At 40.9% G+C, this 13679-nt stretch carries 8 protein-coding genes; 3 read left to right on the top strand and 5 right to left on the bottom strand.

What is annotated here, in order from left to right:
- Window positions 1-301 precede the first annotated feature (301 nt).
- The 3 genes from secA to H6679_05755 are packed head-to-tail and all read left to right on the top strand — an operon-like array spanning window position 302 to window position 4700.
- Complete coding sequence (gene secA, locus H6679_05745) at window positions 302-2833, top strand: preprotein translocase subunit SecA (GenBank protein MCB9493748.1); 2532 nt, start codon at window positions 302-304, stop codon at window positions 2831-2833.
- A gap of 26 nt (window positions 2834-2859) precedes the next feature.
- A complete protein-coding gene (locus tag H6679_05750; GenBank protein MCB9493749.1) occupies window positions 2860-3543 on the top strand; it encodes a PQ-loop repeat-containing protein in 684 nt (227 codons plus the stop codon).
- Window positions 3537-4700 (top strand): DNA double-strand break repair nuclease NurA, encoded by a 1164-nt coding sequence (locus tag H6679_05755; GenBank protein MCB9493750.1) that lies wholly within the window; start codon window positions 3537-3539, stop codon window positions 4698-4700. The genes H6679_05750 and H6679_05755 overlap by 7 nt, the downstream gene beginning before the upstream one ends.
- 62 nt (window positions 4701-4762) lie before the next feature.
- On the opposite strand, the gene ychF is transcribed toward H6679_05755, so the two are convergent.
- From ychF to H6679_05780, 5 genes are all read right to left on the bottom strand, one after another.
- A complete protein-coding gene (ychF, locus tag H6679_05760; GenBank protein MCB9493751.1) occupies window positions 4763-5878 on the bottom strand; it encodes a redox-regulated ATPase YchF in 1116 nt (371 codons plus the stop codon).
- A 58-nt stretch (window positions 5879-5936) separates the two neighbouring features.
- On the bottom strand, window positions 5937-8084 hold the full coding sequence (locus H6679_05765; protein MCB9493752.1) for an ankyrin repeat domain-containing protein: 2148 nt from the start codon (window positions 8082-8084) through the stop codon (window positions 5937-5939).
- A gap of 23 nt (window positions 8085-8107) precedes the next feature.
- Window positions 8108-9688: an ankyrin repeat domain-containing protein gene (locus H6679_05770; protein ID MCB9493753.1), complete on the bottom strand. Its 1581-nt coding sequence runs from the start codon at window positions 9686-9688 to the stop codon at window positions 8108-8110.
- A gap of 125 nt (window positions 9689-9813) precedes the next feature.
- Window positions 9814-12582 carry an ankyrin repeat domain-containing protein gene (locus H6679_05775; GenBank protein MCB9493754.1) on the bottom strand — a complete coding sequence of 923 codons (2769 nt, stop codon included), beginning with the start codon at window positions 12580-12582 and terminating at the stop codon, window positions 9814-9816.
- Between the two features lie 57 nt (window positions 12583-12639).
- Window positions 12640-13662, bottom strand: a complete 1023-nt coding sequence (locus H6679_05780) for an ankyrin repeat domain-containing protein (protein ID MCB9493755.1) — start codon at window positions 13660-13662, stop codon at window positions 12640-12642.
- Between the last annotated feature and the right edge of the window lie 17 nt (window positions 13663-13679).

Consider the following 13679-nt stretch of genomic DNA (forward strand, 5'->3'; position numbering starts at 1 on the left):
ATTATGTTCTCACATCGAGCCATGAGCTTAAAGCAATTTCACCGCTCAATGCAATAACGTAGTTATTACTATGGGATAATTATTTTAAAATATATTTTTACATTCGTAAACGAACAAAAAAAGAGATCGCACTTTCGACCAAAAACTTTTACCCTATTGAGGATTTATGATAGATTGTAAACTTAATGGTAATTAAGATCGTATAAAATTGCAATGTCGATCACCTGTAACTGACAGAGAATGACGGTAACACATGCTCCCTATCAGGACATGTATCAAAGCAATGTAGGAATGAAACATGATTGCAAAAGTACTTGCGAAACTTTTTGGGACACAAAACGAACGAGAGCTTAAACGTCTTCAGCCCATAGTTGAAAAAATTGGTACATTAGAAAACTCTTATCAAGCACTCTCGGCAGAAGATTGTGTTAATAAAACAAATGAGTTTAGGGAACGCATATCGCAAGGAGAATCACTAGATAGCATTCTCCCAGAAGCTTTTGCACTTGTACGTGAGGCGGGTAAGCGTACCATGGAAATGCGACATTTCGACGTCCAGCTCATTGGTGGCATGGCGCTACATCAAGGTAAAATTGCTGAAATGAAAACAGGTGAAGGTAAAACACTTGTTGCAACCCTACCATTGTACCTCAACGCCCTTGAAGGCAAGGGTGCCCACTTGGTAACCGTTAACGATTACCTTGCTAAGCGTGACGCTGAATGGATGAGCCCAATATACAACTATCTTGGTATGACCGTTGGTATTATTCAAAACCACATGGGTGACGAGCAACGCAAAAAAGTTTACAACGCAGATATCACGTACGGAACAAACAATGAGTTTGGTTTTGACTATTTGCGCGACAACATGAAGTTTAACTTAGATGATCTCGCTCAACGGCCACTTCACTATGCCATCGTTGACGAAGTTGACTCAATCTTGATCGATGAAGCACGAACACCGCTCATCATTTCGGGGCCTTCAGAAAAGGGTAGCAACCTCTACGCCTCAGCAAACAAAGCAATCTTGCCTCTGACCAAGGAAGACTACGAAGTTGATGAGAAAACACGATCGATTCACTTAACTGAGTCGGGTAATGACAAAGTTGAAAACGTACTCAAGCTAGACAATCTTTACGCCCCCGAAAACATCATGATCTTGCATCACGTTCAACAAGCTCTAAGAGCACATAAAATCTTTAAACGTGATATCGACTATGTTGTTCAAGATGGCGAAGTACTGATCGTTGATGAGTTTACTGGTCGTATTCTACCAGGACGTCGTTATAGTGATGGCTTGCACCAAGCAATCGAAGCAAAAGAAGGTGTTAAGGTAGAACGCGAAAATCAAACACTGGCAACAATTACCTTACAAAACTACTTTAGGCTCTATAAAAAACTTGCAGGTATGACAGGTACCGCTGAAACTGAGGCCGGTGAATTTTGGAAAATTTATAAGCTTGGTGTATTGGTTATTCCAACAAATAGGCCAATGCTTCGTGACGATCAAGCAGACGCAGTCTTTTTAACCAAAGACGACAAAAATGAGGCTATCATTCAAGACATTAAAGAAAGCAACGAAAAAGGTCAGCCCGTTCTTGTTGGTACCATTGCTATCGAAACATCTGAGTATTTGAGCAATCTTCTTAAACAAAAAGGCATAGCGCACAATGTTCTAAACGCAAAACAACATGAGCGCGAAGCTGAAATTGTAAAAGAAGCCGGTGAACCTGGCCACGTCACTATCGCAACAAACATGGCAGGTCGTGGTACTGACATCAAACTCGGTGCAGGCGTAAAAGAAGCCGGCGGTCTACGCATAATTGGTACCGAACGTCACGAAAGCAGACGAATTGATAATCAGCTTCGTGGTCGAGCCGGCCGTCAGGGCGATCCAGGGTCGTCAAAATTTTACCTGTCTCTTGATGACGACTTAATGCGTATTTTTGGTGGTGAAAAACTCAAGCGTACGATGCAGCGCATCGGCATGGAAAAAGGTGAACGTATTGAGCACAGCATGGTTTCACGCAGCATCGAAAAAGCTCAGGAGCGTGTTGAAAAAAACAATTTTGATGCACGTAAACATTTGCTTGAATATGACGACGTACTTAATCAACAACGTATGGTTGTCTACAAATATCGTCACGAAATTCTTGAAGGCGCCGATCAGATTAAGGCATTGGTCAAAGAAATCATTTTCGACGTTATCCATGAGATCTTTGCCATCTATTGTCCAAACCAAGATTACAATCAAAAAAATCTAGACCAAGCTCTCGAATCGCTTGAAAAACTTACAGGCCTCGATCGCAAAATATTTGAAGAAGCAGACTTTTTTGCCAAACACACGAGTGAATTGGAAAAGAACGTTGCTGAATTTTTAATTTATCAGTACGAACAATACACAAACTTGATGCCCGAAGAAATAGGCCTTGAAGCACAAAAATGGACCCTGCTTGAAACAGTTGATCATGCATGGCGCCTGCATCTGCTTAACATTGACCACCTCAAAGAAGGCATAGGCCTGCGCGGTTACGGTTCTAAAAACCCTCTGGTTGAGTACAAAAAAGAAGCGTTCTATGAATTTGAAAAAATGATGAGCCAAATTAAATGGGACATCGTACAACGTATTTTCAGACTCAAACCCGACGAATACAGTGCATCAGCTCTTGATGAAATTGAACGTGAAAAAGAAAAAGAACTCGCAGATCTTAAGCTCGGTGGCGACCAGTCAAGCAAAGCTCAACCTGTTAAACGTTCTCAACCTAAAGTTGGACGAAATGAGGCCTGTCCATGCAACTCCGGTAAGAAATTTAAGCACTGCTGTGCAAAGTAATACTTGATTGAGCGGGAAATTACTCTGTGATACTTACTGCTTTGTACAACATTGGTTATACATTTTCACATGTATGGATACCTTTTTTAAAGCAATTTATAACTAACTACTGCATTTGGATTTGTTGGGCATTTTATGTGGCATGTTTTTTCCCACAAATAACAACCAACTTAAAATTACGCAGTGCCGCTGGGCTATGTGATTTTTTTCTACTTGGCTTGTTTAACGGCTACTGGACAACACTTTACTTTGTGTTTGGTTGCGGGCTACCCACCGCCTACAAAGTATTTGTCCCGTTGGGTTTACTGGCAATTACTACCATGATTGCACAACGCCTTTATTTTGACTGGGCAGCTATTGAAAGCAGCAAGCGCCGCCTTTATGGCCTTAGCTTTCTATGTCCCATATTATTTTTACCCGCAATGTACCAAAGCCCTTATCAATGGGGCATGATCATTGGCTGGGTAAATGTAATCGTCGCCTCAGTCAATCAAATACCGCAGGTAGTCAAAATATTTCGAACGAGAAGTGTATCTGGGTTTAGTCTCGGCTTTGTTTTGATCACGGGTATTGCTGCATGCATTGAGCTCAGCACCGCACTCTTTTTAGAGCTACCGGTCCAATCGATGCTCTGCGGTCTTCGCGGCATTGCTGTTTGTCTCATTTTTTGTTTGCAGTTTGCTCTGTTTAGAAAGAACACTTCGTGTTAAACCGCAACAAACTTGTACAAGAAATCGATCAACTTTCGCACAAACTTTTCACCAATGTCCATGGCGACAGAGAACACATTACTCATGAGCACTGGAAGACATTGCTAGAAAGTAGCTCCTTCTCACAACAAAGCTCGTGTGCCCAACAAACTAAGCTTTTTCTCCCCTGGCAAGAAAACATCGGAGACCTAGTCAGTGTAGAAGACACCACAAAACCTCACTATACAATACTTGCCGTTGATGGGTCACAAATTTATCCCGATCGACACTTTAGCTCGGCAGACTGTTTTTTAATCAACATCGGTGGCTGTTATCTACGTTACGATACAAAAAGCAGTGCTCATTTTTTTTCTCACCCAACGGTCATGTTGCCCGAACACATACTCCCCCAAGAAAATCTCGGCCTTTTTAGTGCAGATATTATTGATCTAAAACGAGAAGAACTTGAACTACAAGTGGGCTTTGAACAGGCTTATACCATCAAGCAATCTCATGCCCAAACCACTTCTCTGCTCACATTGGTTGATGGAAGCTTTGTCTTTAATCATCTGGACAACAAACACGAAATACTAAAAAATATTTTCTTCAACGCATACATCAAACATCTGCAGTCGTTCTACCAAAACGATTTACTCATGGCAAGCTACATTAGCCTGCCACGCAATAAAGAACTTGTGCTACAACTTAACGAGATCTATTGCAACAAGCAGTCACATGATCTTGAAATTAAAAATATCAATGCTCTATGCAAGCATATCGATCAAAAAACAGATGCCCAAATGCTTAGTAGCTTTTTAAAGCCAGGCATGCGCAGCGCGGTTTTTGTCAGTTGCAGCAGGATTGCTCAACGATATCCACGCCACGTGCTACCGTGTTTTTTTTACCTCAATGTTGGTAAAGAAATTGCTCGCATTGAACTGCCTCTTTGGATTGCTCAAAATAGCGATCATGTAACACTAATAGCACAACTCATTATGGATCAGTCTGACAAGGGCCACGGTTATCCTGTCTGCCTTGCCGAAGCACATGAACAAGCTGTGGTACGCGGTTCAGACCGCGATTTTTACTACCACGTTATTTATAAACTCGGTATACACCGCTCCCAAAAAGTAACGCTTTCACAAAAACAGATTAAGAAACATTCAATTGGTGTCTAAAAAAGATCCTCGGATCAAGTCCGAGGATAACGACGTTTTAGTTAATATAACGCTTTTGGCTCTTACACATTAAACTTAACGTGCAAGACATCACCGTCAGTAACAATGTACTCTTTGCCTTCCATACGTAGCTTGCCTGCTGACTTAAGCGCACCTTCACTGCCTAGCTCAAACATGGCGTCACAGTGATATACGTCCGCACAGATAAAACCACGTTCAAGGTCTGTATGAATTGTACCCGCAGCTTGCGGCACTTTGGTTCCACGTTTAATACTCCACGCGTGAGCTTCTTTTGGCCCAACGGTAAAAAACACAATCAGACCCAAATAGTCATGCGCACGCGCAATAATATCGTCCAGCCCTTTGTGTGTAAGGCCCAGTGACTCCATCATCTCTGCAGCTTCTGACTCATCCATCTGTGCCAACTCACCTTCAATCTTTGCTGAAACAGGCACAACACGGTCTTTACCAAATTTTGCTACCAATGCCTTATAGTGCTCATTACTCTCAAAAGCATTCTCTGCATAATCGTCTTCAGCCATATTAGCAATTACCAAAAAACGCTTAGCACTCAGCAATGGAATTAGCTCAATTTTTTCGCCCTGCGCTTGCTTTACAAGCTCTTGCACCTGTGCAATGTCACCAGTATTAAGCGCCTGCTTAAGTTTTGGCAATAATTCCTGCTCAGCCAACAGTGCTTTTGCCTGGTCACCCTTAAACTTTTTAAGCAATGAGACAAGCTTTTGCTCACGTTTTTCAAGTGATTCAAGGTCCTTAAGCATTAATTCAGTGCAGATAACTTCAAAATCTGAAAGTGGATCGACTTTACCATCAACATGCGTCACATCTCCATCTTCAAAACATCTGAGTACGTGCATGATCAGGTCAACTTCCATGATATTACTTAAAAATTTGTTCCCAAGCCCTTCTCCTTGCGCAGCTCCTTTTACCAAGCCCGCAATGTCGACAAACTGAACTGTCGTTGGCACCAGTTTTTGAGAATTAAAAATTTTCGCAAGCCTATCAAGACGCTTGTCTGGCACGCTGGTAATGGCAACATGCGGATCAATTGTACAAAATGGATAATTTTCTGCGGGGATGCTTGACTTAGTCAATGCATTAAACAACGTGGATTTGCCAACATTAGGCAATCCGACAAGGCCAACACTCAGCGCCATGAACGTACCTTACAAATAAGAAATAACTGAACTATTTACGTAAACAATAAGGGCTAGTTTACCATGTTTCAGACGCTGTGGCTAACGTGAGCCGACACTTAGCAGACAAGTTTTGCGCCCATGATATCAGAGCTCCCTTTCGTTGCTCAAGCTTCTGTTCATCAAGCAGATAATCATAACGACGCCACTTAAGGTCATTGGTATTACTTAAAAAGTAATCTGGATGCGGATATAATCTGAGCTGTACAATCGCAACTTTGCCAATGCGCTGCTCTTCATCTTCATTTTTACCAATCCAGGGATAAAGTTTTTTCTGATCATTTTTCAACAGCGTAAAAAAGTCATCAACGCTATGACTATACGTAGGAGGTCTACCTAATATATCGTTACAAAACTCTGTTCTCCCATATGGACGAGACAAATAACAATAATCCTTAACTTTCTCTTTGGGTATGAAGAGTTGCAAAAGAGAATTTTTATCTTGATAGTACTGCTTGTAAACCTCGCATGCTGTCTGTTTTTCTTCTTCTGTAAGTTGTACATGCAAATACCTACAGACACCATCTAATAATCTGTCAAAGTCACCTTGATATGCAAATCCTATAAACGGCTTATCTGCATCTATAAACTGCAAAAATGATGACTCTCCATCACAGTTAACGTTTGAAAAAAGGGTTGGGTTTGTCGATACCAAAATATTACTGTGGTGATGATCGTGAATACCAGACAGCTTCAACTGCTTATCAAGTTCATCAATATTTTTGGCCCTTAAAAAATGGCCTTCTTGTGCTATGCGTAAAGGAACTTTACGAACAACAGACTTGCCACCCAAGACAAAGAAAATATCATGCATAAAGCTTACCAAGCCTGGCTGGCGATGATACAAAACTATGTGAGAGTCTGTAGCTGATGCCCCTGCACAAGCATGCTCTCGCTCTAGAGCTGCCATGGCCCTAATTTGCCCTATGAGACTTTTTTCAACATGCGGCACCATAAATGTAAATTTTTTATCTATAACGTCTTTCCACTCGTTATTAAGCAAATGTAACAACGAACCAGTCTGCGTTTTTTGCCCAAATTTATCACCAAAATAATCTGATGGCCTTTGAACGTTAACATGCTGATTAACCGCAAACTTCTTTTTTGCAATTCCCGATTTATCTTTGGCACCCCAATCAAGCAGGCATGCAACGACATCAGATTTTCCTGCTCCAAATGCTATGGACAAGGCTGACTTACCAGATGCATCTACATCGTCAATATCAGCCCCTTTTTCAAGCAAAAACTTCACTATCCTGCAATCACCCGCATATGCGGCATAGTGCAGCACAGTCCAACCAGCATCTGTTTTAGCATTAACATTTGCTCCACTACTAACAAGTAGCTCTGCCATTTCAAGATAATGCTGACTTACTACATAATGCAGTGGCGTCCACCCAGCATGAGTTTGAGCATTAACATCGATATCATGACCTTCTTGCAGCAATAACCTAACCATCTCGATATTTTTCTTTTGAACAGCATCATGTAGCTGGGTCCACCCACGTATTTTTTTTGTAGCTTGATTTTTGTTACTATCAACATTTTTAACAATCTCACTTTGTACTGATTCTGTCTCCTCTGACGATCCGGCCTGACTTAACGTTGTAACAGCAACAACATCTTTACTCTCAGGTTTCCTTTGCTCGGCATTCTTTTTTGAAAACAGAGCAGCAAAAAAACTAGCCGCTCGGCTAAAGAGATGTGTTAAATAAGATTTTTTTGCATACAACTCATCATTATTTTTATCAACGTTCTGTTTTTTATTTTCTACAGCTACATGAGATTGTCGAGTTGGCACCGTGGACTTTAAACTCAATGAAGATTGCGATAACAAATGGTTTCCTGCAGCGTTTTTTGGCGTATTTGTGACAGAACTCGCATGATAAGCAATTTTTTTTGGGGATAAAATTACAGAGGCATAATTTACTCGTTTATTACGACATATGCCAGCAGTTAAAGATTGCACAGGAGCACCAAATGACTGCGCTAATGGCAACATTTTTCTTATTCCCTTGAGCGGTTCTTGAACCTTAGGTGTAAATAATGTCTTATTTTTGGCAGAAATATTGTTGTAACTATTCTTACCTGTGACAGTGTGTGCCTCTAGCGTTAGCGCAAGACAACTCAATATTGCTAGAAAAAATGCTCTGCGTAGAATGTCCATAATCCCCTCCATTTTTCAAGCTTCTATACAGGCTCAGTATACAGGGCCTTCTCTAGCTCAGACCAACGTCGCTGCGCATACTCAGAAACTTCAGGTGCTATGAATGTGCTTGCAACAGTGCTCGTACACAAACCTATCACCCTTGCCTCGTTTCCAAAAACTGACCACAAAGCCCAATGCAGTGCACGTAAACTCTTCGAATATTCTTTTTGTTTATCCTGCGGCATCCACCGCTTAAAAATATCATCAAAATTAATAACACGTTCAAGCTCTTGTTTTGATGCTCTATCTAAAAAAAACTTCAATACTTTTAACTTATTCTTCTTAGATTCTTCTGTTAATGCTCCATCAAATTTTGCCATCAAAAATTTACGCACACATTCTATAAGAATTGATGTCTGGTAAGGCTGAGTATTGTCATCAGCGCGCACACTAAACCCTGATGTTTGAGCTCCACGCTCAAGCAAGAGAGTAATTACTTCAAAATCTGGTTGTTCAGCTTTTGCTGTAGCAAAATAGAGTACATTAAAACCCCATCGATCTGCAGCATCAACATTTACAAGCTTGTCAGTTTTTAGCAATAACTTAACTAGATCGTTCTTCTTATTTTGCGTTGCATAAAGCAGTGGGGTAAGACCATCGCCATTATTCTGGTCTAAATCAATTGTTTCATGGTTTATAAGAGTAGTTAGAGTAGCTTGATTACCTTTTTCAAGGACATAAAAAATAATTGGTTTACCTCTTGTGTCTTTTGCATCAGGATCAGCACCATGTTGCAACAGTAGCATAACCATATCAATGTTATCTCGAAGGATTGCATCACATAAAAGTGGTCTACAAAATGAACCTACACAGTAGAGGCTATTAGGATTAGCCCCACTTTCAAGCAATTTTTGAGCCTCTTGGCAATCCCCAACGTTAACCGCATCAAATAGTGCATTATCCCGCTCATCCTGAAAATTTGATCTTTCTTCTGGTGTTAACGCTCTTTCTTGCTCTTTAGGTTCAGCATCCTTCTTCTCATCCTGCTCAGAAAATATCCAGCTGAAAAACCCAAGCCCCATAACAGAAGCAAGGAGGCTCCAGCAAAATTTCTTTGCTTTCTGTGTAAAAAATTGATTATTCCAGGAACCCTTTGCTTGAAAATTGCGATATGTAGAAATCTTCTGAAACCTATGCGGCTTTGTGATGACGCTTAACGCTTTATTTTTGTGGAGATCAGACAATGCTCGACGTCCCTCTCGTGACTGAGCGTAAAGCTCTCTTTCCTGTTCTCCATATTTTTGCAAACGCTGCCATAGCTTTACAGCGTTTTCTTTACGAAGCTGCTGCTTGGATACTATAAGCTCTTTGTTTGACTTCGAAACACCCAAAGCCTTGGGTGTTGATGAAGGTTGTCCGGTAGCTTTTTTCGGCCAAAAATTTAACCAGGCCCAGTTCCCGCTAGTTTTTTTAGGAACAGTAGGACCGACAGTCCTCTTGGTACCTGCTAAAATCCCTCTACCCGCCGTTACCAACGGCGTAAACATTGCCTGTGCTGCTGGGACAGTAAAGCCCAACGCAAAAACAACTAAAAGAGACGATGCTTTAAACAACTTGTTCATGATAACCTCCATTTATTGAAAACCATACAAGCACCATAGCCTGGGTTTTCTCAATCTTGCACATCCATTTTTTCTATTATAAATTAAAAAAACAAGAATCTCAAATGGGTTGCAGCGCCCTTTTATTAGATCCTTGCAAGTAATTTTGCCTTATAATACCGCCAGGACTTGTATCCCCCCTTGCTTAAAAGCAAGTCTACCATTGCTGTCTTCCCACTTTCAGCAGCATATTCTAACGACGTCAGCCCGTTTTTGTCCTTAACGTTGACGTCAGCCCCCTGCTCAAGGAGACATTTTGCAATCTCAAGATTGCCATCCCACGCTGCATGGTGCAACGGAGCTGAGCCATAGGCACACTTTATATTAAGATCTGCCCCCAATGCTGCTAGCATTGTAACTAACTCTTTATCGCCATCCATCACAGCTCGATGAAGCAATGTAAGGCCATTGTGATGTTCACGATCAACAAAACGATCAAACAATTTTTTACATGAACCATGAGAATCATGCATAAATAATTTTGACATGGTCCTGGTGTAATCACGTATTGGTTCTTTCGTCTGCGATGAATATGAATTTTGCGTCGAAACGTTGTCATGGCAGAGGGAAAAAACAATATCAGGATTTGCCAAACACCACGCTAAATTCTTCTGCGAATCAGGTAGTTTGCTAATTGCTTGAGAGTAGTGCCCAACAGAATGTCTACCCCGTGCAAAGTGCCCTGCGGCAAGCACCCCAAGAAGGCTATTTTGGGTAGACAACGAGCCATGTATATGCTCTTGATTTCCATCCTTACTCGACAATAAATCAAAATGATAATGCTCGGGTTCAAAGGTCCACACACATGGAGCCAGGCTTAACTCAATATACTTTACAGTTTTTTCTCCAATAATTTTTTCACGCTCTTGATATTCAATGTCCCCATGGCCAGCACACTTCCAAAGCTTGCCAATGATATTGTCTTGAACCGTATCAACTGTTCTCTGTTCAGCTTTAACATGATGCCTAATAACTTTGCATATATCCAAAACACGACTATGCAGCGACTTATCTACAGCTTCCTGTTTTAAATTTGCCGTCAGTTCATAGCCATGAGGCTTACCATTGATGTACATTGTATGCTCGTAAAAAACGCCATCAATACCCGAAACAAGCTCTGCCCACTGTTCATAAGCCTCTTTTGTTTGTCCTAAAGCAACAGTTGGGAAACGTACATAAAACTCTTTTAGTTCTGTCGAAAAAGCAAACCCTTGTTTTTCAAACTCACATATTTTTGAATAGCTCTGAGTCTTTTTATCAAAAAATAGCATGTTGAAAAAATTACGCAGTGCAGTTTCACCACAATCCGAAAACGTTTTACCTTTAAAACTCACTTGATTACAGTATGGCAATATCTTTGGCAACAGCTGCCTGTGTGCCAACGTTGAAGCTACATCTTCAGCCTTAAGTTGATGTAGTTGCCCCTGCTTAATAGCATCAAGAACCCTTTCCTGATCTGCAAGCATCTGCTCCTCTGTCTGCTCAGTTGATTTCCAGCTACAAAAACTACTATTCAAAGCCGCCGGAGCCATATCCCGTATTCCATTCATCCATTCTTGCACGTCATCTTCGGTTGTTTTTTTACTCCAGAAAAAAACACCTAAAAGCGCTTGGCTGAGTGAACATGAAAAACGCTTATCTTGGTCAACTTGTCTTAAATGTACTACGAATTCTTTGAGGTTTTTCAAAATGTTTTTCTTGCTTGCGTTAAGGGTATTGTATTTCTTAATTGCATCTTCACAACTTCTCAATTGATCACGGTTTGCAGTAACAATGGATAACGTCCATGGTCGATCTTTATCCTCTTTTACCAACTCTCTGCCAAGCAACATTTTCACTAAATGTACTCTATGAATGTCATTTTCTTTTGGCTTTGCCCCGCCCAACAGCTTCACTATCGCACTTTGATAACCATTAACCACTACATTGTCTTTTTTTATGACATCTACAAGCTCACTCGCTTGCTTGCAAAATTTATAAAATTGCCCCTCATCATAGGCAATAATCTGATTCATTCCATGTAAACCATGCAACCTTTTTTCAATCTCGGAACGCAACAACATTCCTCCACCTTCTACCTGCATTGCTTGCTCAATATCAACCGCCATGCGCTCAAGTACAGCATTTGCATCAATATTTTTTTCTATCACAAGACCTACTAATTGACCAATCATGCGTGGAGTTAGATGACTAGCAACCTCTGTTTTAGCCTGTACCTGTGCAAAATTTACCCCATCATTGTTCAGGTAAAAAAGAAAATGCAGAATACGATATAACTCAACGTTATGCTCTCTGGAGGTAAAACGGTACAATGTTCTTGCAAGGTCAGTCTCGGCAAGCAAGCTTGCATGCGACAATGACAATTGTCGGTATTCAGGATTAAACAAACTATCAATCCCCTTAAATCGAGCTGCAGAAAACGGCTGATGGGCCCTTTGAGCACTTTCAACAGATTTAATTGGATTCTGCCCGTGTGTGCTAAAAAATCTTTTGCCGATATTTGTCCGTAAAGCATGCATCTTTGATTGGACAAACATTGGAACTTTCATACCCCAATCATAGAAAGTATGCTTTGCTGGAAAACCAAAACGCAACGCAGGTTGATTTTCAACAACATTTAATTTTTTTGTTGGTACTGAATAATTTTTTACGAACTGTGTCGCAGGTGTCGTTTTCGGCAACTTAGGTCGCACCACAGTCTGCTGAGAAAACGTATGCTGAGGTCTCTGCCCACGTGAAACCAAGTTTTTTGGAGCATGAAAACTTCTGTTCAAACTCATTGTTTGAGCCTTTGGCAAATATAATACACATGCCAAAAACATCAAAATATATGAATATTTAGATAATTTTTTCATGATACCTCCATTTACTTTTGTGTAAACTACCTATGCCTCACTGAGCACTCATCATTTTTAAACAGGCTCCTGATAACCACCCTTGAGGTGCTCATAGGCGGCACGCACCTTTTTAAACATATCTTCACTTCCGCCGGGGGCATCTGGATGGTGCCGCTTAGCAAGCCTGTAATACGCTTTTTTGATGTCTCCTGATGTTGGTTTTACACCGTGTTCAAAACCCAAAACTTCAAGGCTATGATCATACCCTGTGGCCCTTGCTGTTCTTTTTTCCCTTTTTTTACAGTTAAAGAATTTATCACTATCCCGTGCTCCGGCATCACGCAATAATGCATAAATTTTCTCATAAGTCTGACTAAAACCACCACGAGCAATTTTAAAAATGGTATAAGCAACCATCAAATGATCTGCGGGAGTTTGCCCTCTTTTATCTGTCGCATTAACGTCGGCTCCATGCGCAATTAAAAGTTTTACTAGATCATACTCTGCACTTGTAATTGCAAGCATTAATGGAGAAACCCCATCGTTTGCTGCAATATTAACATTTGCACCTTGTGCAAGAAGCGATTGAACCTGCCCGTAATCTTTGTTTTCAACGGCAATCATTAAGGGCGTTCGTCCATACATATCCTGAGCATTAAGTTGTTCTTGTATGCTAGCACGCCATTCTGCTGACTGGGTAGCATCTTCGATCTTGATTTTTCTTTTAGCACTCTTCCCTTTTGGTTCATTTTGCTGCGCTTGATTAACCTTACCAGACAGGCCAAATATATCTGCAAATATACTTTTCCAACTTGAAAAACTACGAGTCTGAATGTGAGGACGCGTATCAAATAATGGCTGACGAATGCCACATGCTGCAAAAAATCTCTTTGTTACTGACGGAGTATCTAATTTCGTCGCTACCTGTTGTTTTGATTGAACAACTGGAAATAAAGGCTTTGTCAGGACCGGCTGCTGTCTTGTACATGCTGCTTCACGCACCAATGGCAACGGCACTTTAAACTTTGGAACCTCAACTTTTGGCGCTTGCAGTTTCACTCCCTGAGGCATTTTAGGTAAACGAGAACGTGATGGCATACTAAAACCCTTAGGTC

Source organism: Campylobacterota bacterium, from assembly GCA_020633995.1.
Lineage (GTDB): Bacteria > Babelota > Babeliae > Babelales > RVW-14 > JACKCO01.

Bases quoted from the DNA above. Each gene is read 5' to 3' on its own strand.
- H6679_05780 (MCB9493755.1), bottom strand. From the start codon at position 13,662: ATGCCATCACGTTCTCGTTTACCTAAAATGCCTCAGGGAGTGAAACTG.
- H6679_05765 (MCB9493752.1), bottom strand. From the start codon at position 8,084: ATGGACATTCTACGCAGAGCATTTTTTCTAGCAATATTGAGTTGTCTT.
- ychF (MCB9493751.1), bottom strand. From the start codon at position 5,878: ATGGCGCTGAGTGTTGGCCTTGTCGGATTGCCTAATGTTGGCAAATCC.
- H6679_05770 (MCB9493753.1), bottom strand. From the start codon at position 9,688: ATGAACAAGTTGTTTAAAGCATCGTCTCTTTTAGTTGTTTTTGCGTTG.
- H6679_05775 (MCB9493754.1), bottom strand. From the start codon at position 12,582: ATGAAAAAATTATCTAAATATTCATATATTTTGATGTTTTTGGCATGT.